The following is a 25,253-nucleotide window of genomic DNA, read 5'->3' on the forward strand; positions in this document are numbered from 1 at the left end:
CACGCGTCATGGGGTTGTTTCGCTAGTAATACCATAACAGCGTGCTGGAATGAAAGTGTCAGATCACCGCTGAGAACATATTCGCAAGGTCTGGGCGGACACGTCGCTAACCAGCCTGGAGCCGCTCACGTTGCGCCAGTTCGGGGAAAAAACGTCTCCAGAGCATAACAACCAACAATGTGCCGATTCCGCCGATCAATGCAGCGGGTACGGTCCCGAACCAAGCGGCGGTCAGTCCCGACTCGAATTCTCCCAGTTCGTTGGAGGTGCCGATGAAGATGGCATTGACGGCGCTGACCCGGCCGCGCATTTCATCGGGGGTCTCCAACTGCACAAGGGTCGAGCGGATGACTACGCTCAACATGTCGGACCAACCGAGGACCACTAGGGCTACAAACGACAAGGCAATCGAAGTGGAAAGGGCAAAGACGATGGTTGCGATACCGAACCAGGTTACTGCGACAAACATGATTTTTCCTACCTTGCGTTGCAATGGCCGTCGGGCCAGGTAGATGGATGCGGCAAATGCACCAACGGCTGGCGCGGAACGGAGGAGGCCAAGACCCCAAGGCCCGGCGGAAAGAATATCGCGGGCATAGATCGGCAGCAGGGCGGTCGCACCGCCGAGCAGCACTGCAAACAGATCGAGGGAAATGGCCCCCAGTATGACTCGCCGGCTGCGGATATAGGAGATACCTGCGAAGACGAAGTTGAGGGATACCGGTTCGCGCTGCCGGGCGATCGGCCGCTCGATCCTGATTGCCGAAATGGCGATGGACGACAGCAGGAAGAGCGCGCCACTGGTGGCGTATACCGCCGCCGGACCGGCAATGTAGAGAAAACCGCCCAGCGTCGGACCGAGGATGACGGCTGCCTGCCTTACCGAGGCGTTCAGCGCCATTGCCCGGGGTAAGGTTTCCTGATCCACCAGAGCGGGGACCAGGGTCTGGAGGGTGGTGAACTCAAAGGCGCGGGCAATGCCGATCAGAAAGATGAACGACAGTATGGCCTCTTTGCCGGCCCACTGGGCGTGACTTCCCAGACACAGGGCTATCAGCGCCGTCGCCTCGACGAATTGAGAAAGAGCAACGATCCGGCGGCGGTCGTAACGGTCGGCAATGTGCCCCACCAGCAGCACCAGCGCCGCCGAGGGGATGAACTGTACAAGTCCGACCAGGCCAAGGTCGAATGCGCGATGTGTTAGGGAGTATATCTGCCATCCCACGGCGACACCGGTCATCTGGTACGCGATGGTGGCCGCGGCACGCGCCAGCAGAAACAGGAGGAATGGTTTGTGATGCAAGGGGGATGTCATCTCGGTGGCCTCGGCGGGTATTGTTTGGTCTGTCCGCAGCTACTATAGATATGATACGTCATTGGGTCAAGCGGGGCGAGCGTTGCGAGTCGTTACGGCACCACACTATGGCCTGCCTTTTCAGTTGTTTTTGTATACATTGTCCATCACTCAATGTTGACAAAGTTTACACTCGCATTTTGATGTCTCCGTGTTATAGTGTGAGCACTGGCCTATTTCATGGAGGTATTCGACGATCCACGTACTCGGCGAGATGCTGGGATTTGCCGAACTATCACCAGTAGTAAAGGTTGTGCTATGTCATCAACACCCTGTAGTCCAGGCAAGGCGGTAGCCGATGTCGTTCTTTGGCTGGCGCTTCTGGCAGGCTTGGCCCTTTCCGTACTTTCCGGCCTCAAAATATGCACGGCCCTGTGCAGCGAAACAGCAAAATACTTGATTTTCGGGATGGATTTTGGTTGGTTCGGCTGCGCCTTCTTCGGGGCTTTGGTCCTGTTGTCGGCTGTTCGCAGCCGCGCTCCGTTTGCCGGCTCCCTGCTGCTTTACGGCGTGAGTGCGGCGCTCGGCTCCGAGTTGCGGTTGATCTGGATCCAGAAGTACATTATCGGCAGTTGGTGTCCTGTCTGTCTCGGCATTGCAGCAATGGTTGCCACTGCATTTCTCGCACTCTTATATCAATTACTGGCTACCCAAACGGCGTCAGGAGGAACCATGAAAACAAAAATTACCCATATGGCAGTTATGGTTCTCGCATTACTGGTCGGTCTGGGCGCAGCCCTGGCCGGTGTTCAGAAGGAGGCGGAGGCGGCAGGACCTGATATCTACTTCGGTAAACGCCAGAGCGATACCACGGTGTACTTTGTCAGTGACTGGTTCTGTCCCGTCTGCCGCAGGGTGGAACCTGACATGGAGAAGGCTTTCCCGGAGATTTCTTCAAAGGCGCGTGTTGCATTCGTCGATATGCCCATCCACCCGGACACCGCCAACATCACCCCCTATAATCTGCAATTCATGGTGTATGACAAGGATAAATACATGCGGCTGCGCCACGTGTTGGAGGAACTCTCCCGCACCACGAAAAGCCCGACCCCGGAGCAAGTACAGTCTGCGGTTGCCCCCCTGGGTGTCACGCTTCGGCCACTCAACTTCGTGGAGTTGATGAATGGAGTTAAGCTCTTCGAATCCATCTTTCGCGGCTTTGGCGTCAAAGCTACCCCCACCGTGGTGGTTGACAACCCCAAAACCAAAAAGCGAAGACTTCTGGTAGGTAGCCGTGAGATTAGCAGAAACGCCATAAAAGAAGCCATAGCCCAGGTCGAAAGATAGAGCGCTTACGGTGGCGTAACGTGTGAAGGCTTTGAAGCCAACCTCTCTCCGCCGGATGGCACAATGCCGTCCGGCGGTTTTTGGTGCCGCTGTTGTTGACATTGTTTTAAATATATGTTTATCAATATATCTAAAAACGGCAAGACGCCTTTGCCTTGCGAAGACGCGGATACTGGTGGTGTATGAACTATCGGATTACTGTTCTGTGTGAAAATTCAGTCGGCCCCATCTCCGGCACACTGGGGGAACATGGCTTTGCCGCACTGATCGAGCCGTCCGAGGGTGAAGCAATCCTGTTCGATACGGGGCAGGGGCTTACCCTGTTGCATAATGCCAACCGGATGAACAAGAATCTTTCCGCGGTCGGCGCGGTGGCGATCTCCCATGGTCACTTTGATCATGCCGGGGGCCTGCTGCCCTACCTGCAGGAGTACGGTCCCCGCCGGGTGTACGGACACCCGGATATCTTCACCCCCCGCTACCGGGTTAAGGACACCGGGGAATGTTTCCCCATTGGCATACCTCATGCTAGGGAAGCCTTGGAAAGTGCCGGAGCGGTATTTGATCTCTCGACGGCATTCCGGGAATTGGCGCCCGGCGTCTACCTGTCCGGTGAGGTTCCCCGCGCCACCGCGTTTGAAAGCGGCGACCAGGGATTGTACCGTGATTGCACCGGGCAGGAATTGGACCCCACAATGGACGACCAATCGTTGGTGCTGGAAACCGACAGGGGGTTGGTGATCCTCTTGGGATGCTGCCATGCCGGATTGATCAATACGCTGGAACATATCGCCTACACGACCGGCCGGCGCGATGTATATGCCCTGATCGGTGGGACTCATTTGTCGTTTTGCAGCCAGGAACAGATGGAAAAAACAATTCAAACGGTCAAGAGTATGGGGATCAGAAAAATAGCTGCTGGACATTGCACCGGATTTGCCGCCTCGGCACGCTTGTCCCGGGAGTTGCCGCGTGAATTCCAGGTTGCGCTGGTCGGGTATACGCTTGAGGTATGACTGTTGGAAGGCTGTGTGGGCATGGTGCTCTTTGCGACCGTACATGATGAGGCGGTGAGTCCGTTGTGAAACTGACCATATCAATCGTGGAGAGGAGAGATTGTGATGGAACGGAAGGATTTTGATGCTGTTGCATCAACTTGGGATGAAGAGCCGCGTCGGGTACAGTTGGCGGCCGACATTGCGGCGGCCATAAAAGAAGCGGTCCCGCTTTCAGCGGATTGGGACGGCATGGACTACGGTTGCGGCACCGGCCTGCTGACCCTCAGCCTGGCGCCTGCCCTGCGCAGTGTTGTCGGCATGGACAGCTCACAGGGGATGGTGGACTGCCTGAACGCCAAATGTTCCGCGACGGGCGTCAAAAACACGCATGCCGTTTGTTACAACCTGGAGCAGGGAGAGATGCCGGTGGGGCCTTTTCATCTTGTTACCAGCGCCATGACGCTGCACCATATTCCGGAGTTGGTCCCGATCCTCACCTCACTTCGCGAGCTGCTGCACCCTGGCGGCTGGATTGCCCTCGCCGACCTGGAATCCGAGGACGGCAGCTTTCACGAGGATCAGACCGGCATATTCCATAATGGCTTCAGCCGGGAAGAGTTGGAGGAATTACTTACGCGGGCGGGCTTCGGTTCCATCTGTGTCCGGAGCGTGACCGCCGTGCGCAAGCATGACAAGCTTTACCCGATCCTGCTTGCGGTGGCCACGCGCCCCTGAGCCGGTCCGGCTGGTCCCCATCCCATTACCCGGGCTTCACTGCTTGCGGTTCGGTAGTCTTATCCTTGCTCAGCCCTTTGGCAAAGCCAAACATCAGCAGCATGACCGGCATGAGCTGGGCGATGACGATCAGGGCGCAGAATCCAAGGAAAATCCATACGAACAGTCCACTGTTGTCTTCCCGTGCGCCGCTCGCCGCGAACGCGTTGGAAGCGGAGCCTATGCTCATCAGCAGCGCGGTTTTCAATGGTGTGGATTTCATGACGTCCTCCCTTTCGTACTCCGTCCCACTATCTGGACGAACGTTTCCTTCTCGTGCGTTAACCGGTTGCGATGTTATTTGGTTCCTGCGGTTTCGCGGGATTCTACATCGCTCGCGGAAAAAAGCCCCTTGAGCATTCCGACGAACAGCATGACGCCAGGGATGAACTGGAACATGACGATCAGGATACCGAACGCGATGAAGAATGTCGCCAAAAGGCCCAAGCCTTCGCCTTCACTTACGCCCCCCGCTGCCAGCGCTCTGGTGGCGGTGATCATCAGGGACAATAGGGTTGCCGATACGGTTCTCATGGCTCTCTCCTTTCCAATCTCGGATGCCCAGCATGTTTTCTTACCCATTGTTAAAGCATCGACCGTGCCATAAACCATAAAATATAAGTTTTTGCTTATAACATACTAAAAATATCGAATGTTGTTCTGTGGTTTGGTGCGGGTGGCACAATGTTTGAGTTGGGGGCAATATGGCTGTATGTATAGCAATCACATACAGCCATAACGATGTGTGTTGATGGATGTGTGTTGCCAATATATTGAGATTGTTCTGTTTTTTCAAAAGTAAAAGAGGGGGTGTAACCGTATAGGAAAATGATACATTTTTAGCTGTGCTCTATTATGGTCTTTCGGCAAGAGCCTTTTCGACAAACGCTTTCACATCCCGGTTCAGCTCCCTGCGGGAGTCGCCATCCAGGTACATCATATGTCCGGCGCGGTAGTGGCGGATTGAGATGTTTTTCCGAAGCGCGGGGGGCAAGCCCAAGTGGTTGAGCGTGTAGGTGCTTGAGAAGTGGGGAGTGGCCAGGTCAAAGAGCCCCATAGCCACAAAGAGCTTCATGTAAGGGTTTTTGGCAAAGCTGTTTCGCAGATTATCGCTGGTGTCGGCGTAGCTGTTCTTCGCCTCCCAGTCCCAATGGCCGATGCCGCCGCCCAGGACAAAATATTCCTGGTCGGATTTGTAGCCGAGCTCCGTGCGAATATAGCGGTTGAACGCGTCGGTATAGGGCGGCCGGATGGTGGCAACGGTAGGATCGAAGCTACGGTGGCTCGAAGGCTCCAGGTCTGGGGCCGTGAACCGGCTATCCATGTATCCAACCATCTGCTGGCGGTCGCGGAGTAACTCCCTGACGAAGCTTCTGTTGTCGATGCGCAGGTTGCGGTTTGCGATGAAGGCCGCATCCAGCCCCGTAAATTCCGCCAGTTTGTCGGCAACCTCCCGGCGCTTCTCAGGCGTCAGGCTGTCTCCTTGGAACAGTGCTGTCGTATAGTCCGTTGCCGCCCATGATTCCGCCTGGTCCAGTGTTTTGTCCAGATCGGCCTGGAGTTCGGGGGGCAGTTTTCGGTGATACCAAGCCGTTGCCGTATAACTGGGGAGGAACAGGGCATAGGGTAGCTCATTGCCTTGGTCGAAGGAAAGGGTTTGCATATTCATGACCGAGGAAATGAGTATAATGCCGTTGAGCGCGATACCGTGCTCAAGCAGGTATTCAGACAACCCTGCGGCGCGGAATGCTCCGTAGCTCTCGCCCGCCAGAAACAGCGGCCCCCCCCAACGCTCATAACGTCCCAGATAGAGCCTGATGAACCGCCCCACCGAGTCCACATCTCCCTGGACGGTAGTAAACTTTTTCGTTAGATCCGTCTTGGTTGCCCTGCTGTACCCGGTGCCGACCGGGTCGATGAATACCAGGTCGGCCCATTCAAGCCACGTGGTGTCGTTGTCCAGCATGTTGAAGGGAGGAGAAGGCATCCTGCCGTCGGGAAGCATTCGCACAATGCGGGGACCGACGGCGCCGAGGTGCAGCCAGACAGCCGATGCTCCGGGACCTCCGTTGAAGATGAACAGGAGCGGTCGCTTCGTTTCGCGAGAAGAAGTTTGAACAGTGTAGGCAACAAAGAATACCTGGGCCTCGGTTTCGCCGTCATCGTTTTGAATCGGCAATTTCCCCGCGGTTGCCACGTAGGCCAGTTCCTTGCCCTTCACGGTGATGGTGTGACGGGTAACGACCGGTATCTCCATGTCCGGGGTTGCATCCCTTTCATTCTTTTCCGTTGCCTTCTCGCCGTCATGGGCCGCTTGAGTGGCACGAGTCGTGGCTTCCGCCCCGGACAAGTATGGATGATACAGGTCACCTGCCAGCAAGAATGCCGTCAAAAACAGGGCTATGAACACGAGCGTCACCTCCGGAGTCACCTGACGATACGGGAAAGAGTATACTGCATGTTATGTGGTGTCCACAACCATCGCTTCGTTTTACGCTTAAAAGAAACGCTGTCCAAAGACTGACTGCCGATGGTCCGACCTTTTTACGCTGTTGACAGTTTGTCGTGCCTCATTTATTATATTCGCATATTTGAATACATGGTTTGAGGTGCAAAGGATGCCGATCTTTGAGTATAGTTGCAGGAAATGCGGCTTGCGTTTTGAAAAGCTGCAAAGAACGGGAGAAGAGCTTCAAATAGAATGCCCTGAATGCGGGACTGCCGAGATACGGAAGGAGCTATCCACGTTTGCGGCGGTGGCAGGCACACCGCCAGCGGCGGCTTGTTCCAGCCGCGGTTGAAGGATGTTATGATGCCGGTCCGGTATCATCCTGAATGTCCAAACATGAACCGAATAAGCGAGGTGACCGAGTGAAAGACCTGTTACTGCTGATTATATTCCTGGTGGTGTGGATTGTTCTCCAGAAGTATATCCTTCCACGATTCGGGGTCTCGACCTGAATGTCCAATTCCTGCGACCTCGGGGACCGAGGTGCCAAGTATGGGGATAAAGCGAAAGATCCGGGTGACGGCAAAAAATAAAGGAGTGCCGGCGTAGACGATAAGCACCACGCGAACGGCACGTGGGCGAGCCCTCCGGTCATCTTGTCGTTGAAACGATGTTGCATAGGATCGAAACTGTGATGGGTTAACCGCCTAATGGTGGCTTTTTTCTGCCTGCGTCCGCTTGTTGCAAAAATTTCTGTTCAGGAGAAATTTCAGATGTGCCGCAACCTGTGCCCCGTGCCGACCAATTCGGTTGCACTTTGTTGGGACAATCTGGTATTACTACCACCATGTATCACCTAATGCGGCATCACGTAACCAAGCGTCTGGTTATCTTCACTTTACCTTTATTCCTCCTGTTTCTGGGGGTAAGGGTTCCCAATGTCGAACGACCTCATAAGCCGAAGCCCATGCTGTTGCGTGCCGTCCTGGAGGCTCCTGCCGAAAAGCCGGTTCTGCAGACGTCGGCCAAGCACTTTGATGCGCCTGTCGAGCTGGGTTGTTCGATTCACAAGGTATCTTTTCCCATAAGCCGTCCGCTGGCACTTCCCATCATGGTGTCATCCGTTTTTTTCCTGCTGCTGGTACGCCTCTTATCGCCGCGCGCTCCCCCTATTCACCGTAATGACGTTACATCCCGCAACCTTACATATCACCTGTGGTGATGCCATCATCGATGGCTTCCTATACGTGCATCGTTTTGATTATCTGTAGCCCAATTCAGAGGAGAATAAAGCAATGAAGAACGGTATGAAACTCTATGTCGTAATGTTTAGCTGTGGGCTGTTTCTCGCCGGCGGTTGCGCAAATAAAGAGGTTGTAAAAAAGGATGAAGGGATGGCATCTGCACCGGTTGCCAAGCCGGCCGAATCCCCGAAAAACGGTGCAGTGGTGTTGGCACCCCAAAAAGAACAGGCAGCTCTCCCGGTCCATCCCTCCACTTCTGTTCAGGAAGTCCCCAAAAATACGTCAGCTTCGCAACTCCAGTCGGCCCTGGATAAAATATATTTCGATTTCGACTCCTCAAAATTGTCTGACGCGGCCCGTGCCACCTTGGCAAAAAACGCTTCAGTACTTATGAAGGCAACCGCTGCCAAGATTCGTGTTGAAGGGAATTGCGACGAGCACGGTTCAGCCGAGTACAACCTTGCCTTGGGCGAGCGCCGTGCCCAAACCGCCAAAAAATACCTGGAGACGCTCGGTATTTCAGAAGGGCGTCTTTCAACCGTCAGCTATGGCAAAGAACGCCCGGTCGATCAGGGACATGATGAGACAGCCTGGAAAAAGAACCGACGCGACGAGTTTGTCGTTGTAACTCCGTAGAGCAGTCTTCCCTCCGGTGGGCAGCAGTATGGTCCCCCGGAGGGAAGAAAGGATTGGATACCCATGATTCACAGTTTTACGTTTTTTCGTTTTTTCCTCCTGATTCTGGCGGTCGAGTTCTGTTGTGGTTTTAGCTGGGGCTTGGGCCGGTCCGATCCCTGCGAACAGGCGCGCAAATCCCTTGACGCGCTGTCAGCCGCCAGCGGTTCCCAAAAACGCTTGAAGCAGGAAGAGGGGATTCTTAAAATATGTCCGGATGGTGCTGCCGGGCGATTTGTCAAGGCTCTCCAGGCTGAACGGTCCGGCAAGGCCGACGATGCCATCGCGCTCTACCGGGAGGCAGTGGCCAAAGACGATGCCCTTGCCGAAGCCCATGGAAACCTTGGTCTGCTTCTACTTGAAAAAGGCCTGAATAGGGAGGCTTCGGTAGAACTTACCAAGGGGGTTATGGGCAGGCCCGATCCCCGCTATCATCGTGCTTTAGGCAAGATCATGGGGGAGGGGGCGTTGCCTGCCCTGGCACTGTTCCACTACAGCTCGGCCCGTAAGGCCTTCCCTGATGACGCAGTCATTCATGCCGGCCTTGCCAAGGCGTATGAAGACCTCAAGCAGTACGACAAGGCCGCAAGCGAATATGACCAACTCTTGTTGTTGAAACCTGGAGATGCGGTTGCCCGGATCGGGCTGGCAGGGGTATACCGCAAAGCCGGCCAGCTTGACCAGGCGGCCGGCCAGCTTCGGAGTTATATAGCAGCCAACGCTTCGGACCCAAAGGGACACAAACTGCTTGCGGATGTCCTGATGGAGAGAGGAGACCGGGAAGCGGCCCGAAAGGAGTATTTGCTGGCGGGGATCGACGTTACCATTGACCCGGAAGATTTTGCCCGAAAGGGTGATGAATTTATGGCGCAGCGTGACTATGGTAAGGCCATTACCGCCTACCAGACAGCTCTCAAAGGACGCGCTGACTGGGCCGGCGTGCAGCAAAAGCTGGGGGACGCCCAAATGGCGGCCGGCCACGACGACGATGCCGTAGCGACGTTTACGGCGCTTGTGAAGGCAGGGGTCAAGGATGGAGCAACCCTGTACCGGCTCGGTTTGCTCAGCGAGCGCAGGGGGCAGCTTGACGAAGCGCTGTCATTCTATCGCGGAGCGCTCCAGTCCGATCCCTCGGATATCAATGCCCGGCGCAGGCTGGCGGAGATCTCCACCTGGCGTGGCAGTTTTGCGGAAGCGGCGGAACAGTACCGCGAACTGATCCGGGTAAGAGGAGATAACCCGTTGTATCATCTTAATCTGGGGCGTATTTACGTTCAGATGAAGGAATTGAAAAATGCCATCCCAGAGTATGAAGAGGCCTTGCGCCTTGATCCGACCAGTATGGAAGGGCATCGCGAACTGGCTCGAATCCTCATGCGCCGCTCTCTTCCCGAAAAGGCGGAGCACCATTACCAGGAGGTCATCCGGCTGAACCCTGAAGACGAAGAAGCCCGGAATGCCTTGATTACTCTCTATGTTAAGCAGAAGCGCCTTGATGAGCTCACGCGGCTTGTCAAGGAATGGCTGGAACGGTCGCCGGACGACCCGCAACGCCACTATCGCCTGGGGATTGTTTATGAATTCAAAAAGGATTATGAGCAGGCCTTCAGCGAGTACAAGAAATCTCTCGAATTAAAGCCGGATAACGCCCGGGGGCTCTTCGCCCTCGGCAGGGCTTACCTGAAAAGCGGGCGTATATCCGAGGCCAGGGAGATGCTTGAGGCAGCGAAAAAAGCCGATCCAACCTTTGCAGAGCCCCAATTGTTGCTCAGCAGTATCAAATATGACACCCCGTCTGCCCGGAAACATGCTGGAAAGCGGAAGGTGCATAAGCGTCATGCCAAGACAAAAGCGAAGAGGCGAAATCACAAAAATTGATGAACCGGTCAAACCTTGAGTGTTCTGCGACTCCTATCCTCAAGACTCTGTAAGCGTGACTATTTCCAGCTTGGTTTTCCTGATGCCTGTTGTCGGAGGCCTGGGGGAGACCAAGCTGGCCTTCTTGATGCCGCTGGATGTTTTCTGAGATGTTTTTGGGTGCCAATATGCCCAGGTTTGCCCTCATGGATGTAGTTTGTCTAAAGGACACCTTTTTGTCGTCTTGTCCCAAATGGTGACGGATCTTCTGTTAAAAACAGTGTAAGGGCCTCTCCGTAACTACTTCTACTGCCTTGCAAAGCGGAGGAGTCCGCCAGAACTGATACTTTTTGCCCCATTACCAATCAACGCCCTCTGTTTATCAATTTGCGATCCCAGGCGACAGTATTCCTCTTTGGAAAGCTCTGCACACCGTATTTTCTTGCCATATTCCCGCGTATACATATAACATTTACCATTATTAATTTAAATTTGTTGTTTCATACCTTGGCGCAGTACGAACTAAACAGGCTGATTGCCACGACCCAGAGGCGGCGTGGTTAGCCGATGAGAGAAGCGTTGGAGGGGTTGTTACCGGCAATGATGAAACATAAGCGAATTACGGCAGGAATAGTTTTGGGATTACTCGGACTTGCAGTAAATAGTCTGAATCTTGAGATTTTTTTTAATATCGACTTGTTGTTTGGCTCCATTTTTATCATGCTTGCTATCCTCTGTGCCGGGACAGTACCGGGAGTTATCGCCGGTATACTGGCCAGTATATTCAGTTATATCACCCCTCACCATCCCCTGGTCGCTATTATCTACTCCTCGGAGGCCATTTTTGTCGCCTGGAGTTCAAGAAAATCCCGGGACGTGCTTACCTGGGATATTGTGTACTGGTTTTTGTTTGGCGCCCCACTATCGTGGCTGTTATTTCGTAACATCGTGGGGATGCCGGTCGAGACCGCCACCCTGATCATGTTCAAACAATTGATCAATGGTATTTTTAATGCCCTTCTAGCCACAATCGTGCATCTTCTTGTCCAGGTGAGAATGCGACCTGTTGAGGAGGCCCCCTCCTTTCAACGGGTCGTATTCGTCTCACTGGTCTCACTGGCATTGTTGCCGACACTATTGCTCCTCCTGCTGAATGTAAGGAGTTTTATCGGATACGAAGAGCAACGGCTGACCCAAACAGCGACGCACACCGCTGCAATCGCAAATGAAACCGTGAGTCTGTGGGTGTCACAGCAGCAGCAGAACATGAGGGCGTTCGCAGAACTCATCGGGAACCCCGACAAGGTGTCAGCCGATGATCTGCAAAAATATGTCGAACTGCTAAAGTCCTCGTCGCCGGCCTTCAGCCGCATGGCTGTGCTCAATCGCGACTCGATTGCCGTTGCTAACTCGCCCCTTGTGGACGAGCGTGGTGGTTCAACCTTGGGGCTCGATTTCTCGGATCGGTCCTATATCGCCGTATTAAATAAACGTAAAGTGCCTTACATCAGTGACCTTATAATGGGGCGAATCGGTGTCTCCGTACCTATACTTCCGTTTCTGGTCCCTCTGGTGAATGGCGGTAGTTACGATGGGTGCTGCGTCGGAGTTGTGCAATTAGAGCAGTTGGAGAGGATCATCTCCTCGATTGCCGACAAGGGGGGGGCTATCACCCTGCTCGACAGAAGCGGCAGGGTGATCGTGAGTACGCGGCATGATCTCAAGACAATGATGGTCTTTAACCGGACTTCCGGCGGAGAAGTTCGGGCCTGTGGCGATGGCGTGTATCACCTGATACCGGCCAGGCCTGGGGGCAGGGGCACTTTGCAGCGCTGGAAAGAGTCGGTATTTGTCAAAGAGGTGCGCATCGGTAATCCTGAAATCGGTTGGAGTGTCATTGCTGAGGTATCTGCCCTGCCACTCTTGACGACCATTACCAACGAAAGCATAAGAAGCTTTTCGTTGCTGTCAGCGCTCGTCCTGATAATGGCGGTTTTGTCTCATTTTTTCAGTAAGGGGTTGACTGGTGCACTGCTTCGGCTGCAATCCCTTACCCAGGAATTTCCGCAGAGTTTTAAGAACGGCGGTTTTAAAAACTCGTGGCCCCAGAGCCGGATCAGTGAAGTTAACGCACTAACGAAAAATTTCAAGCAGATGGCTGACACGTTGCGGCGTTATTTTTCTGCTTTGAACTCGTGGAGCGAAACCCTGGAAAAACGTGTAATTGAACGTACCAAAGCATTGGCAAGAAGTGAGGAACGTTTCCGGAGAATTGCCGACGCCGTCCCCGTTGGTGTTTTTGAGGCCGCAACGGATGGATCGTGCCGTTATTTCAATGAACGTTGGCTTGAGAGTACCGGTCTGTCCCTCTTCCAGGCGATAGAAGGAGGATGGGTTGCCATTAGTTGCCCCGACGATCGTGATCAGGTGGTCAATGAATGGCATCGCGCCGTTCTTGAAAAGAAAACGTTGAGAATGGAATTCCGTTTCACTCGTTCAGACGGTTCCCTTGCGTGGGGGTTGGTGCAATCGTCCCCCATGCATGCCGTAAGTGGCGAATTTTGTGGTTTTATCGGTACGATCACCGATATCACGGATTTCAAGCAGCGCGAGGAGTTGGCGGCAGAACTCGAAGCCAAGAAAAGCAGACTACGCGATATGGAAAAAAAGAGACAGCATCTCAAAGAAAAAGATATGCTGGTCAAAGACCTTCATGACGGGATTGGAGGGATTGTTTCCAATATCTCAATGCTCGCCCAGTACGGCTTGGGCCGGATGGAGTTGGAGACATGCCGTTCGACCCTCAAAAAAATCACAGAACTCGCAGCAGAGGGTGTCGATGAGGTCCGCTCATTTATGAACAGTACCGAGAGCGGGGAGTCTGCCTGGAGCGACCTGCTTGCGGAGATAAAGGATCATGCCGACAGGATGCTGTCCCCTCATCAAATACAGCTTGATGCCTCGGGGGAGATAGATTTGGGGCTTCCTCCCATCGGTTCTTTTCGGTATCTTAATATCCTGCGGATCAGCAAGGAGATGGTCACCAACATTATAAAACATGCCCAGGCTAGCCGGGTCAGCCTGATTTTCAGGGCAAGGGGAGAGCTTTTTCAATTGTGCGTGACGGACAACGGCGTCGGTTTCGACTCCAGCGTCGTAAAACGGAGAGGGCTGGCGAATATGCTGTCCCGGGCGAACGACGTAGGAGGCAACATCTCTATGACTTCATCTGCTGCAGGCACTACACTTAATCTTGTCCTGCCTCTCAAGGAACAGAATGCCCCGGGGGAACCATGCGCATAGTACTTGTGGAGGATAATACCGTAACCCGCGAAACACTCAATTTGCTTTTGTCCGGCGAAACAACCATAGATAGCGTCACGACTTTCGGCTCCGGTGAAGAACTTCTTGCGCATATAGAATACACTGCCTTCGATGTCCTTCTTGTTGATCTGGATCTACCCGGCATGCATGGCAGCGAGTTGATCCAGAAGGTCAAGCAGATGCGTCCCCAAGTGGAAATCATGGTCTATACCATATTTGAGGACCGCGAGAATGTTTTTTCCGCGATCAAGTCCGGGGCATCCGGTTATATCCTCAAGGGAAGTTCTCCCCGCGATTTGATTGAATCCCTCCAGAGCCTTCATCAGGGGGGGGCTCCAATGAGCCCCAAAATAGCCCGCAAGGTCATCCTCGAATTCCAGAAGGTTCCCGATGGGGATGATAACCCGCTTACTTCGAGGGAGAGCTGTATAGTCCGTAGTATCGAACAGGGACTTACCTACAAGGAAATCGCCGAGCGCTTCAATATCAGCCCCCATACCGTCCATACGCACATCAAGAATATCTACGAAAAACTCCAGGCCCATGGCCGTCAGGATGCCCTCAAACGTGCCCGCAGGATCGGTATCATTTAGATTCTGTCCACACATAATCTCAGTTGTCAGTTGTTCCGAGGTTTTGGGCGTATCCACCCCTATATTTTATTGTATACCCCATTTATACCCCGAACAGGGTATGTCAAGTGACCAACTTACCTGTTATCCGTAGAGTCCTTATTTATTCCAGTTTTGACAGGAGGGTAACATGAGCTTTTGGGCTGACTTGAAAGTCAAGTCGAAGATCATGATACTGGTAATCGCGGGGTGCGTGGCACTTATTTTTTTCGGCGGTTTCGGTATTCTGAATATGTCGCGGATGAGCGCTGATGAAGCCGGGCTCAAAGAAGGGACACAGCAGGTTGCGCTCCTGCAGGACATGAAAAACCATTTTCTGGCCATGCGCCTGGACGTCGTGTATATGCTGGCACTCAGTGACCCCGCTGCGATCGGAGAAAAGGAGAAAGATCTGGCCATTCAAGCAGAGGGTCTCCGGACGAAGCTGGGACTTATAGAAAAAACCCGCCTTGAACCTGCGGAGAGGGATCAGCTCAATATTTTTAAGCAGGGGTTCGAAGCCTATGTCGCGGAAGGTGCAAAACTTGCGAATATGGCAAAGGATGCCCATGCTGCTCACGATGCCGCCGCCGTTGAGAATGCGCTCAGATTCGCCACCCAGACGGTTGCCCCGCTGTACAATAAACCGGCAGGGATCGTTGCCGATATGGTTACGAACAATATCAGGCACGGCGAGGAGATGTTCCTTCATGATACCGAAAGCTTCAAGAGATCGCGTCTTGCCATGCTGGTCATTGTGGTCATTGTTACGATCTCGGCCCTTTTTGGGGGCGTGCTCATCGCCAATTCCGTTTCCAGGCCGCTTCAATCGGTCTTTGGGACCCTAAAGGATGTGGCCGGTGGGGATCTCAGCGCTCGCTCCGGTATTACCAGCCGAGATGAGATGGGGATGTTGGCTCGCGAGGTGAACGAGACGGCACAGAAATTGAGCGGCATCATGTCGATGGTGGCGAGCAACAGTGAGCATGTCGCTTCGGCAGCGACCGAGTTACATGCCACAGCCGCAGAAATGGCCACCGGCTCCGAACAGATGGCCGCCCAGGCTGGGACGGTTGCAACAGCCAGCGAAGAGATGTCTGCTACCAGCGGCGATATTGCCCAGAATTGCCACTCAGCGGCTGATGGGGCGCTACGTGCCAGTCAGACGGCCCAAGATGGCGCGGTCGTCGTTGAAAACACCGTTCAGGTCATGAACAGGATTGCCAGCCGGGTGAAAGATACCGCCAAAACGGTTGAAAGTCTTGGGGCGCGTGGCGATCAGATTGGTGAGATTGTCGGCACTATCCAGGACATTGCCGACCAGACAAATCTGCTCGCCTTAAATGCCGCGATTGAGGCTGCGCGGGCTGGGGAGCAGGGGCGCGGTTTTGCTGTTGTCGCTGATGAGGTGCGCGCATTGGCCGAAAGGACCACCAAGGCGACCCGTGAGATCGGTGAAATGATCAAGGCGATCCAGACCGAGACAAAAGGCGCTGTGATTGCCATGGAAGAAGGGGTACAGGAGGTGGAGCGAGGGACTTCCGAGGCTGCCAGATCCGGCGAAGCGCTTCAGGCAATTCTGGAACAGATCAACACGGTAAATATGCAGGTTAGCCAGATTGCCACGGCGGCCGAAGAACAGACGGCAACCACGGCCGAGATCAGCACCAATATCCAACAGATCAACGAAGTGGTGCATCACACCTCGCGCGGCGCCCATGAGTCGGTTACGGCAGCAAACCAGCTTTCGAAGCTGTCCGAGGAGCTTCGACGGTTGGTAGGGCAGTTCAAACTTTGACAGGGCTTTGGCAAGCTGGTATAGATGGCCTCATGGCAATGATTTGAACGACTGAAAGGAAATCCAATGTCCAAAGAACTGGTAACAGTTAGAGGCGACGAGTCCAAAGGGGAACTTAATCAACTCGTCAGCTTCAGCTTGGGTGACGAAGAATTCGGCATCGAGGTTCTTAAGGTCCGCGAGATCATCCGGATGACCGGTATTACCCATATGCCCAATACTCCTCACTATGTCGAGGGCATCATCAATCTTCGCGGCAGGGTGATCCCCATTATCTCCATGCGGCGCAAATTCGGTTTAGCCGAGACGGATAGCAATAACCAAACACGCATTATCGTCGTGGATGTGGGCGGAGATTTAACGGGATTTATCGTTGATGCCGTATCGGAGGTCATTCGCATCTCCGACAGCGAGATACAGCCTCCTCCGCCCGTGGTGTCGGGCGGAATCGATCAAGAGTGTATCACTGGTGTCATAAACCGCACTGATCGCCTGTTGGTTCTCCTCTCTCTCGACAAGATGTTTTCGCAAGGAGAAACGCAGCTATTTGGCACGATGTGACTGGTTTTGCCCTGAGCACTATGACAAAGATGGGGATGTCCATAACAATGGTTATCCCCACTATTTTTTAACGCCTACCTTCGGTAGCCAAGACCTCTCGCCAATGCCCCTGCCGTGCAGATCCCTCTCCCGTTTCGATCATCTCGCAATATGAGTATTTAAGGTTCAGCTTTTGCGGTCTGTTGAATATGTGCATTTTGGCATTTACGCAACGCCATTGTTGTAACGGGTATGAACATGTCAAACGGTTGTTTGACATTTCTGCTGGCATTACGTTACGATTGACCAGAAGCAGCTTGAAAAATCCTGTTTTTTTGCCTGTAAAGCCTCAGCCGAGAGAACGGCTCCATCAAGGAAGCTTTCATGATGCCTGTCTTGCTCCATCGTTTGTCATCCCTGTCGTTGAATAAGCTCCTGCTCCTGCTGACCCTTCTGCTTGCCTTGCCGGCTGTAGGGTTAATCGTACATTCTGGTCTGGACCAGCACCACGATGCGTTGCAAGACGGAATATCTGAAACGAGGAAGCTGGCCTACAGCATAGCGTCAGAACAAAAAAATCTTACTGCGGGCGCGCAGCAATTGGTGACCGTGTTGGGGCAGTTGCCCCAGGTCAGGGAGCATAAGGCTGTGGAGGTCAACAAGATCCTGGCGAGCATCCTTGCCCTGAACCCACAGTACGCGAATATTATCATCGCCGACCCGGCTGGAGATGTTTGGGCGTCTGCGCTGCCTCTCACAAAGCCGATCTCCATAGCGGATAAGCGGTCATTCAGGAACGCCGTGAAAACCGGACAATTTTCTTCCGGTGAGTACATCGTCGGTCAGCTTTCGACAAAATCGACCATAGGTTTCGGGTATCCGATTGTCGACGAAAAGGGGATGGTTAAGGCCGTTATTGCTCTTAACTTCAACTTTGACCACTTAAATGTCCTGTTCGATCAGGCAGACCTGCCCAAGGGGACGGCGTTCAATATCATCGACTATAATGGGGTGATAATAGACAGGAACCCGAGTCCCGAGGGTTTTATCGGGAAAAAGGTCAACGACGGGCTCTTCATGAAAATGGTGAGCGGCCCCGAGGATGACTCGTTTATCGGCGTCGGGTTGACCGGAGACCGGAGGATTATTTCATACACCAAATTGCGCCTAAGTCATGAGGCCTTTCCCTATCTGTATATCCGGGCGGGTATTCCTCTACAGGCCACCTTGGATAATGCGGCGGAAAAACAGTTTTACAATATGGCGTTTTTATCGCTGTTCCTGCTGGTGGCCGTCCTTCTGGCCTTGTTTATCGGCAAGTATTGTTTTGTTAATAGAATCGCTACGTTACAGGAAGCTTCTCATCGGCTGGCGGCGGGCGATCTTCACACCAGGGTTTCCGATTGCCTGCAGGGGGGCGAGTTGGGGGATTTGGCGCAGACCTTCGACCAGATGGCGGGCCAACTTGCAGAGCGGGAGCGGGCTGTACGGGAGAGTGAGGCCCGATTTCGCTCTGCCTTGGAGAACGCTCCGATCGGGATGGCCATTGTATCTTTGAACGGTAACCTTCTCAGGGTTAATCACGCCCTGTGCCGCATCTTGAGATATGAAAAAGAGGAACTTGAAGGTTTGACCTTTGCGGATATAACCCATCCCGACGACCCGTGTCCGGATATTCCTCATTTGGAGAGGCTTCTTGACGGAGAAGTTTCCGCCTATACTGTGGAAAAGCGCTGCATTACGAGAGATCGAGAGAAGGTCTGGGCTCAGTTGACAGCCTCTCTCCTCAAAGATAGTGAAGGTGTTCCGGGGTATTTCATTGTTCAGATAGAGGATATTACCGATCGGAAGAAGGTCGAAAAAGAGCGTGAAGGTCTCATCGCCGACCTTCAGGATGCACTGTGCGATGTCAAAACGTTAAGCGGCTTGTTACCCATCTGCGCCTCCTGCAAAAGGATCTGTGACGACAAGGGATACTGGAACCAGTTGGAAACCTATATTATTAAACATTCCGCCGCCACCTTCAGCTACAGTATCTGCCCAGACTGCGAAAATAGACAAGGTAACCAGGGAGAAGCATGACAGGTTTCAGTTTGGTACTATTCTGGTAACGCGTTTTTCACCAGTAATTTCAAGTCACGTGTACGCTCCTTGTCCCTGTTCCCATTGCAACTGCGCGGTTACGCCCTGGGCGACTACGACTATTAATCATTATCCCTCCGGCAGCATTCGAGGTCAAGATCAGAGGACTTTCCCTGGAGATGTGGCTGCAAAGGGTTGGCGCGGAGAATAACCCGCCGCTGATGCTGGTTTTCGGGTGTGAGTCGTGCCACCGGGGAACGGAGAGTTTTCCGGTGGGGGAGGCGAGGAGTAAAATTGTCCTCTGTTTTGTTCAGTGGAGGTGTGGGAAGGGGGCTACCAATGCGGATAAAGGCCTAAACCGTGCCCCAGAGCAAGGAACACCCCTTGTTCAGATAGTCTGATGTATGGCCCTGATCGACAACCCAATAGAGATTATCCTGTCCCAGCAGAATGGCGACCGGTTCTTCAAGACCGATGGCATACATTTGTGCTACGGAATAGAATGAGAATTTGGCGTGCACGGATATTTACCCCTGTTTGTTTAACTGCTGGCAGTTCCCTGATCGTTTTGGGTGCTTATTTTAGATAAAGCATAAAGCGTGCCGAAGAAATAACACAATAAATGTGGTGTATTGTGATTTGTTGACAATATTTTGACTTTGTTGAGGTCTTGTTTTCTATAAAGTAGTGTCTAAAATTTGACTTTTGGCGGTGAGCGCACAAATGGTAGATGTGGTGGCAATGCTGAACAGATACTTCGAGGGGGATGCTCTGTCGGTCATGACTATTCATGGTCGCGTGGTCGCGGAGCTCGCTCTGGCTGTCAGTCACGAGCTCTCGCTGTCCGTCGAAGAATGTAATTTTATATGGGAAGCTTCAATATTGCATGATATCGGCGTATGCAAGGTTGCTGCGCCTGAAATCGGAGCGATGGGGCCCCACCCTTACATCATGCATGGCGTTCTGGGGCGTGGAATCCTCGAATGTGAAGGTTTGCCTCGGCACGCTCTGGTGTGCGAACGCCACATCGGTGTCGGACTGACGGCCACCGATATTGTTGACCAGCAACTCCCGCTCCCCTGCCGGGATATGGTGCCATTGACGATAACAGAAGAAATTATCTGCTTTGCCGATCTGTTTTTTTCCAAAAAACAGGGCAGATTGGAGCAGAGAAAGTCCCCGGAACGAATTCGCAAAAACCTTTCCTGCTTTGGGCAGGATAAACTTCAAACTTTTGACACATGGATGGGGCGCTTCGGGGCCGCTCTCCGGCTGGGGTGAAACAGGACGCGAACCTCATTTCGGGAGTTGTCTTGCAGGTGTGCGATTATTCCGTATACTTAATTACAGTTGCATTTGAGGCGGCTATGCAGTAAATTGACACTCCTTTTCGCAGGGACTCTAGCAGCTCTTCCAGGTGGTTTCATTGCAACAGGACGCCCCCACAATCGAACAACTCCGCGCTAGCATCGACAGTATCGATAATCGAATCGTCGAACTCCTGAACGAGCGTGCGCGGGTGGTCATTCAGGTCGGCAGGCTCAAATCCGGCAGTAATATGGAGTTTCACGTTCCCGGTCGGGAACGGCAGATTTACGAACGCCTGCTGAACCTCAATAGCGGCCCGTTTCCTAACGACGCCCTGCGCAGTATCTACCGTGAAATCATTTCTGCCAGTCTCGCCCTGGAGTCGCCCATGAAGGTGGCTTTCCTGGGGCCCAAGGCAACCTTCAGCCACTTGGCAACCATGCAGCAGTTCGGCCTGTCCGCGGAGTTGGTGCCGCTCAAGTCGATCCCGTCGGTCTTCGAAGAGGTGGAGAAGGGCAAGGCGCTGTATGGGGTGGTGCCGGTTGAAAACTCCACAGAAGGGGTCGTTTCCCATACCCTTGACATGTTCGTGGAGAGCGGTCTGAAGATCACCGCCGAGGTCATGCTGGAGGTCCATCACGACCTTTTGTCCCGTACTGGACGACTCGAAGATATCAAGAAAGTATACTCACATCCCCAACCCATCGCCCAGTGTCGTCAATGGCTTGATGAAAATCTGCCCGGGGTGCCGTTGGTGGACGTGGCCTCCACCGCCGTGGCGGCCCAGATAGTCAGCGAGGACTATACCGCCGCCGCCATTGCCAGCGAACTGGCCGGTTCACTTTATGACCTCAAGGTGGTCAGGACCAGGATAGAGGATCAGGTTAACAACTTTACCCGGTTCCTGGTGATCGCCCGCAAGGAGATCGAACGTTCGGGCAACGACAAAACCTCCATACTGTTCTCCGTCAAGGATGAGCCCGGTATCCTCTGCCGCATGCTGGAGCCCTTTGCCAAGCGCGGTATCAATCTCTCCAAGATCGAATCGCGCCCCTACAAGAAAAAGGCCTGGGAATACATATTTTTTCTCGACCTGTTCGGCCACGTCTCCGACCCTGATGTGGCGGCGGCTCTGAAAGAGCTCAAAGAGTGCTGTCAATTTCTCAGAGTCCTCGGTTCCTATCCGCGGTCGATGTAGGAGAGAGACGGCATGTCCATAATCATTGAACGTTTGGCTGTTATCGGTGTTGGTCTGATCGGCGGCTCTTTTGCGCGGGCCCTGCGTGAAGCCGGCACGGTCGGCACCATCGTTGGCATCGATACCGATCACGACAACCTGAGCAAGGCTCTTTCCTTGGGGATTGTGGACGAGATCGCAACCGACGCCGCTCGCGGCGTGCAGGATGTCCAGGCGGTATTTATATCGGTGCCGGTCTGCTCCATTCCGATGGTGGTTCGTGAGATTGCTGCCTTTCTCCCTGCCGGCTGCATTGTCAGCGATGGCGGCAGTGTCAAGACCGCCATTGTCCGGGAGTGCGAGGCGCTCATGCCGTTGGGATGCTCTTTTGTCGGCGGGCACCCTATTGCCGGAACCGAACACTCGGGCGCGGCGGCCGCCTTTGCCACCCTCTTCAACGGCAAACGCTGTATCCTGACGCCAACCCCGGCCACCGATGCAGGGGCCTACGATACGATGGCACGGCTTTGGCAATCCGCCGGTGCCAATGTCTGCTCCATGGAGCCGGGACACCACGACCGGATCTTTGCCGAAATATCCCACCTGCCACATGTCGTGGCGTACGCTTTGGTGCATGCCGTGGGAACGGCCGATGTGGAAGGGGAGAATGTGCTCTCCTACACTGCCGGCGGTTTCAGGGATTTTACCCGCATTGCCTCTTCCGACCCGATAATGTGGCGCGACATTGCCTTGATGAACAGGGAGGCTCTTCTGGCGAGCATCGACGGGTTTTCGACGAGTCTGGCGGAGTTGCGGCAACGTATCGACCGTAGCGATCCCGCGGCATTAGCCGACTTTTTTACCATTGCCAAACAGTTCCGCGATGGTATTCTCTGAGCGGGGAAGATCACATATGTCACCAACGGAGTCTCGCGTGAAATCCATCACCATACAACCTGCAACGTCCGTCAAAGGGGAGGTGACTGTCCCCGGCGACAAGTCCATCTCCCACCGGTCCGTCATGTTGGGTGCCATCGCCAATGGCGTCACCACCGTCAGGGGATTCCTGCGCGGTGAAGACAATATGGCCACCATGGGGGCCTTTCGCGCAATGGGAGTGCGGATCGAAGACGACGGCGAAACCGTAACCATACACGGCCAAGGGCTTCACGGCCTCCAGGAACCGACGGACATTATAGATTGCGGCAATTCCGGCACCAGTATCCGACTTCTGACCGGACTTTTGGCTGGCCAATCCTTCTTCTCGGTGGTGACCGGAGACCAGTACCTGCGTAAGCGCCCCATGAAGCGGGTGGTGGAACCGCTTGCCCGCATGGGAGCCCGCATCATGGGGCGGGACAAGGGAACCTTGGCACCGCTTGCCATCAGCGGCGGCGCCCTGAACGCCATCGGCTATGAATCCCCGGTTTCCAGCGCCCAGGTAAAATCCGCCATCATGCTGGCCGGCCTGTATGCCGACGGCGAAACCTCCGTCCGCGAGCCAACCCTTTCCCGCGACCATTCGGAGCGCATGTTCCGGTTGTTCGGCGCATCGCTGGAGGTATTCAAGAGCGGGGTCACGGTGCGCGGCGGCACAGAGCTCACGGGTCAGGAAATCAGCGTGCCGGGCGATATTTCCTCGGCGGCCTTCTTCATAGTCGCCGCCCTGATCACGCCGGGATCCGAACTGCTCATTCGCAACGTAGGCGTCAACCCGACCCGTACGGGCATCATCGACATACTCCGATCCATGGGGGGGCTTATCGAACTGCTCCACGAACGTGAGGTTTCAGGTGAGCCGGTGGCGGATATCCTGATCCGTTCGTCGCATCTGAAGGCCATCGATATCGCTGGCTCCGTTGTGCCGCGGGCCATCGACGAATTCCCGGCCATTTGCGTAGCGGCAGCCTGTGCGGAGGGGCGAACCACGGTCAGGGATGCCCGCGAACTACGGGTCAAGGAGACCGACCGGATCGCAGCCATGGCAACAAATCTGCGCACGCTCGGGGTAGTGGTTGAGGAATGCGCCGACGGCATGGACATCCTCGGGGCGGAGTGTCTCGGCGGCGGCGTTGCGGAGAGCTTTGGCGATCATCGCATCGCCATGTCCCTGTCGGTTGCGGCCCTGGTATCGCAGGGGGGGATCACCGTCCGCGATGTGGATTGTGTGGCAACGTCGTTTCCCTCCTTTTTTCAGTTGCTGGAACGGGTTGCGGAAAGGTGAAGGCCGTGAACGGACGCCCCAATGGTCTGATCATCGCCATCGACGGCCCTTCCGGCGCCGGTAAGAGTACCATCGCCCGTTTGCTGGCCAACAGGCTCGGCTACCTCCAGATCGACACCGGTGCCATGTACCGGGCGGTCGCCTTTCTTGTCAGCCAGGCGGGGATTGATCCTTCCGACGTTGACGCCGTGGAACAACTGTGCGACAGCGCTAATATCCGCCTCGACTGTTCTAATGGCTCACAGCGGGTATTCGCCAACGGGCAGGATGTGACCGAACTGATCCGCACGCCGGAAATGTCCCTGATGACCTCACGCATCTCGGCCCTCAAACCGGTGCGTGAATCGATGATGATGCTTCAGCGCCGGATGGGGCGGGATGGCGGCGTGGTACTGGAGGGGCGTGATATTGGCACGGCCGTCTTTCCCGACGCCGAACTTAAATTTTTCCTCTTCGCCTCTCCCGAGGAACGCGGAAAGCGCCGTTTCGCGGAACTGGTCGGCAACGGGGAACAGGTAACTCTTGAGGAAACCATTGAAGCGGTTTCCCGGAGGGATCATCAGGACTCCCAGCGCGATCTCGCTCCGCTCCGGCAGGCCGAGGACGCCATCCCTGTTGATTCCTCCCGGAGCAGCATCGATGAGGTATTGAACAAAATGGAAGACATAGTCAGGAAAAAAATTCATCAGGCCGGAACGACGATATGAAAGTGCTTCTCGCAAAACGCGCTGGTTTCTGCTTCGGTGTCAAACGGGCCACCCAAATGGCTTTTGAGGCGGCGGGCATAGATAAAAAAACCTATACCCTCGGACCGATCATCCACTCTCCCCAGGTCGTCAACAAGCTGGAGGAGATGGGGGTCAAGGTGCTCAAAAATCTGGACACCATGGATTGCGGCACCATCATCATCCGTTCTCACGGGGTTGCTTCCCACGAGATCGAAGAGGCGGTGCAAAAGCAGTTGGAGATTGTCGACGCCACCTGTCCCTTTGTCAAGAAGGCCCAGGAACACGTCAAGCGGCTTTCCGAAACAGGTTATGGCGTCGTGGTGGTCGGTGATGCCGATCATCCCGAGGTGCAGGGGATTGTCTCCTATGGTGGTGACAAGGTGTTTGTCGTCGGTTCCGGCGAAGAGGTCGCCAAGCTCCCCAAGATGAACAAGATCGGCGTTGTCGCCCAAACAACCCAATCGTTTGAAAACCTCAAAAATGTCGTGTCTGAATGTCTGTTGCGCGGCGGCGAAATCCGGGTTTTCAATACGATCTGCGACGCCACGGCGGTGCGGCAGGAGGAAGCCAAGGAGTTGGCGTGCCAGGTTGACTGCATGTTGGTGGTTGGGGGATTTAACAGCGCCAACACACGCCGGTTGGCCGAGGTGTGTGCCGAGATCCAGCCGCGCACCCATCATATAGAAACGGCTGCCGAGATCATACCTGCCTGGTTCGAAGGGGTTGAGCGGGTAGGTGTCACGGCCGGGGCCTCGACCCCCAAATGGATCATCGACGAGGTGATGAGCCGGATTGAAGAGCTTAATAAAACCAATTGAATTTT

General features: G+C 54.4%; 23 protein-coding genes. 18 read left to right on the forward strand and 5 right to left on the reverse strand.

Annotation, left to right across the window (positions count from 1 at the left end; all coding sequences use genetic code 11):
* Window positions 1–106 precede the first annotated feature (106 nt).
* Window positions 107–1,315 (reverse strand): MFS transporter, encoded by a 1,209-nt coding sequence (locus LDN12_RS06730; RefSeq protein WP_223921911.1) that lies wholly within the window; start codon window positions 1,313–1,315, stop codon window positions 107–109.
* 297 nt (window positions 1,316–1,612) lie between these two features.
* On the opposite strand from LDN12_RS06730, the gene LDN12_RS06735 reads away from it, so the two are divergent.
* The 3 genes from LDN12_RS06735 to LDN12_RS06745 all read left to right on the forward strand — a co-directional run bounded on the left by LDN12_RS06735 (window position 1,613) and on the right by LDN12_RS06745 (window position 4,374).
* A complete protein-coding gene (locus tag LDN12_RS06735; protein ID WP_223921912.1) occupies window positions 1,613–2,641 on the forward strand; it encodes a vitamin K epoxide reductase family protein in 1,029 nt (342 codons plus the stop codon).
* A gap of 182 nt (window positions 2,642–2,823) precedes the next feature.
* Window positions 2,824–3,657 carry an MBL fold metallo-hydrolase gene (locus LDN12_RS06740; protein WP_223921913.1) on the forward strand — a complete coding sequence of 278 codons (834 nt, stop codon included), beginning with the start codon at window positions 2,824–2,826 and terminating at the stop codon, window positions 3,655–3,657.
* Window positions 3,658–3,762: 105 nt separating this feature from the next.
* Window positions 3,763–4,374: a class I SAM-dependent methyltransferase gene (locus LDN12_RS06745; protein WP_223921914.1), complete on the forward strand. Its 612-nt coding sequence runs from the start codon at window positions 3,763–3,765 to the stop codon at window positions 4,372–4,374.
* A 25-nt stretch (window positions 4,375–4,399) separates the two neighbouring features.
* Here LDN12_RS06745 and LDN12_RS06750 read toward each other — a convergent pair whose 3' ends face one another.
* The 3 genes from LDN12_RS06750 to LDN12_RS06760 all read right to left on the reverse strand — a co-directional run bounded on the left by LDN12_RS06750 (window position 4,400) and on the right by LDN12_RS06760 (window position 6,823).
* Window positions 4,400–4,636 (reverse strand): hypothetical protein, encoded by a 237-nt coding sequence (locus tag LDN12_RS06750; RefSeq protein WP_223921915.1) that lies wholly within the window; start codon window positions 4,634–4,636, stop codon window positions 4,400–4,402.
* Between the two features lie 74 nt (window positions 4,637–4,710).
* Entirely contained in the window at window positions 4,711–4,947 is a 237-nt protein-coding gene (locus LDN12_RS06755) for a hypothetical protein (RefSeq protein ID WP_223921916.1), read from the reverse strand.
* A 319-nt stretch (window positions 4,948–5,266) separates the two neighbouring features.
* Window positions 5,267–6,823, reverse strand: coding sequence for a S10 family peptidase (locus LDN12_RS06760; protein WP_223921917.1), 1,557 nt, complete (start codon window positions 6,821–6,823; stop codon window positions 5,267–5,269).
* Between the two features lie 208 nt (window positions 6,824–7,031).
* On the opposite strand from LDN12_RS06760, the gene LDN12_RS17970 reads away from it, so the two are divergent.
* From LDN12_RS17970 to LDN12_RS06805, 9 genes are all read left to right on the forward strand, one after another.
* On the forward strand, window positions 7,032–7,214 hold the full coding sequence (locus LDN12_RS17970; protein WP_223921918.1) for a zinc ribbon domain-containing protein: 183 nt from the start codon (window positions 7,032–7,034) through the stop codon (window positions 7,212–7,214).
* 423 nt (window positions 7,215–7,637) lie between these two features.
* On the forward strand, window positions 7,638–8,084 hold the full coding sequence (locus LDN12_RS06770) for a hypothetical protein (RefSeq protein WP_223921919.1): 447 nt from the start codon (window positions 7,638–7,640) through the stop codon (window positions 8,082–8,084).
* A gap of 73 nt (window positions 8,085–8,157) precedes the next feature.
* The gene (pal, locus tag LDN12_RS06775) at window positions 8,158–8,742 is read left to right on the forward strand and encodes a peptidoglycan-associated lipoprotein Pal (RefSeq protein WP_223921920.1); all 585 of its coding nucleotides are present in this window, start codon (window positions 8,158–8,160) and stop codon (window positions 8,740–8,742) included.
* A gap of 63 nt (window positions 8,743–8,805) precedes the next feature.
* Window positions 8,806–10,659, forward strand: a complete 1,854-nt coding sequence (locus LDN12_RS06780; protein WP_223921921.1) for a tetratricopeptide repeat protein — start codon at window positions 8,806–8,808, stop codon at window positions 10,657–10,659.
* A gap of 546 nt (window positions 10,660–11,205) precedes the next feature.
* Window positions 11,206–13,941 carry a PAS domain S-box protein gene (locus LDN12_RS06785; RefSeq protein ID WP_223921922.1) on the forward strand — a complete coding sequence of 912 codons (2,736 nt, stop codon included), beginning with the start codon at window positions 11,206–11,208 and terminating at the stop codon, window positions 13,939–13,941.
* On the forward strand, window positions 13,932–14,555 hold the full coding sequence (locus tag LDN12_RS06790; protein WP_223921923.1) for a response regulator transcription factor: 624 nt from the start codon (window positions 13,932–13,934) through the stop codon (window positions 14,553–14,555). Before LDN12_RS06785 ends, LDN12_RS06790 begins: the two co-directional genes overlap by 10 nt.
* A gap of 169 nt (window positions 14,556–14,724) precedes the next feature.
* Window positions 14,725–16,371 (forward strand): methyl-accepting chemotaxis protein, encoded by a 1,647-nt coding sequence (locus LDN12_RS06795; protein ID WP_223921924.1) that lies wholly within the window; start codon window positions 14,725–14,727, stop codon window positions 16,369–16,371.
* Between the two features lie 66 nt (window positions 16,372–16,437).
* Window positions 16,438–16,932 (forward strand): chemotaxis protein CheW, encoded by a 495-nt coding sequence (locus LDN12_RS06800; RefSeq protein ID WP_223921925.1) that lies wholly within the window; start codon window positions 16,438–16,440, stop codon window positions 16,930–16,932.
* 363 nt (window positions 16,933–17,295) lie between these two features.
* Window positions 17,296–18,993, forward strand: a complete 1,698-nt coding sequence (locus LDN12_RS06805) for a PAS domain S-box protein (RefSeq protein WP_223921926.1) — start codon at window positions 17,296–17,298, stop codon at window positions 18,991–18,993.
* Window positions 18,994–19,346: 353 nt separating this feature from the next.
* Here the strand turns inward: LDN12_RS06805 and LDN12_RS06810 are convergent, their stop codons facing one another.
* Window positions 19,347–19,514, reverse strand: coding sequence for a hypothetical protein (locus LDN12_RS06810; RefSeq protein WP_223921927.1), 168 nt, complete (start codon window positions 19,512–19,514; stop codon window positions 19,347–19,349).
* A gap of 202 nt (window positions 19,515–19,716) precedes the next feature.
* Between LDN12_RS06810 and LDN12_RS06815 the strand changes: the two genes are divergently transcribed.
* From LDN12_RS06815 to ispH, 6 genes are all read left to right on the forward strand, one after another.
* Entirely contained in the window at window positions 19,717–20,274 is a 558-nt protein-coding gene (locus LDN12_RS06815) for a phosphohydrolase (protein ID WP_223921928.1), read from the forward strand.
* A 145-nt stretch (window positions 20,275–20,419) separates the two neighbouring features.
* Entirely contained in the window at window positions 20,420–21,499 is a 1,080-nt protein-coding gene (gene pheA / locus LDN12_RS06820; RefSeq protein ID WP_223921929.1) for a prephenate dehydratase, read from the forward strand.
* Window positions 21,500–21,511: 12 nt separating this feature from the next.
* Window positions 21,512–22,375, forward strand: a complete 864-nt coding sequence (locus LDN12_RS06825) for a prephenate dehydrogenase/arogenate dehydrogenase family protein (RefSeq protein ID WP_223921930.1) — start codon at window positions 21,512–21,514, stop codon at window positions 22,373–22,375.
* A gap of 16 nt (window positions 22,376–22,391) precedes the next feature.
* On the forward strand, window positions 22,392–23,702 hold the full coding sequence (gene aroA, locus LDN12_RS06830; protein ID WP_374045038.1) for a 3-phosphoshikimate 1-carboxyvinyltransferase: 1,311 nt from the start codon (window positions 22,392–22,394) through the stop codon (window positions 23,700–23,702).
* A gap of 5 nt (window positions 23,703–23,707) precedes the next feature.
* The gene (gene cmk / locus LDN12_RS06835; RefSeq protein WP_223921932.1) at window positions 23,708–24,409 is read left to right on the forward strand and encodes a (d)CMP kinase; all 702 of its coding nucleotides are present in this window, start codon (window positions 23,708–23,710) and stop codon (window positions 24,407–24,409) included.
* Window positions 24,406–25,248, forward strand: coding sequence for a 4-hydroxy-3-methylbut-2-enyl diphosphate reductase (ispH, locus tag LDN12_RS06840; protein ID WP_223921933.1), 843 nt, complete (start codon window positions 24,406–24,408; stop codon window positions 25,246–25,248). Before cmk ends, ispH begins: the two co-directional genes overlap by 4 nt.
* Window positions 25,249–25,253 lie beyond the last annotated feature (5 nt).

Source organism: Geobacter sp. AOG2 (assembly GCF_019972295.1).
GTDB lineage: Bacteria > Desulfobacterota > Desulfuromonadia > Geobacterales > Pseudopelobacteraceae > Oryzomonas.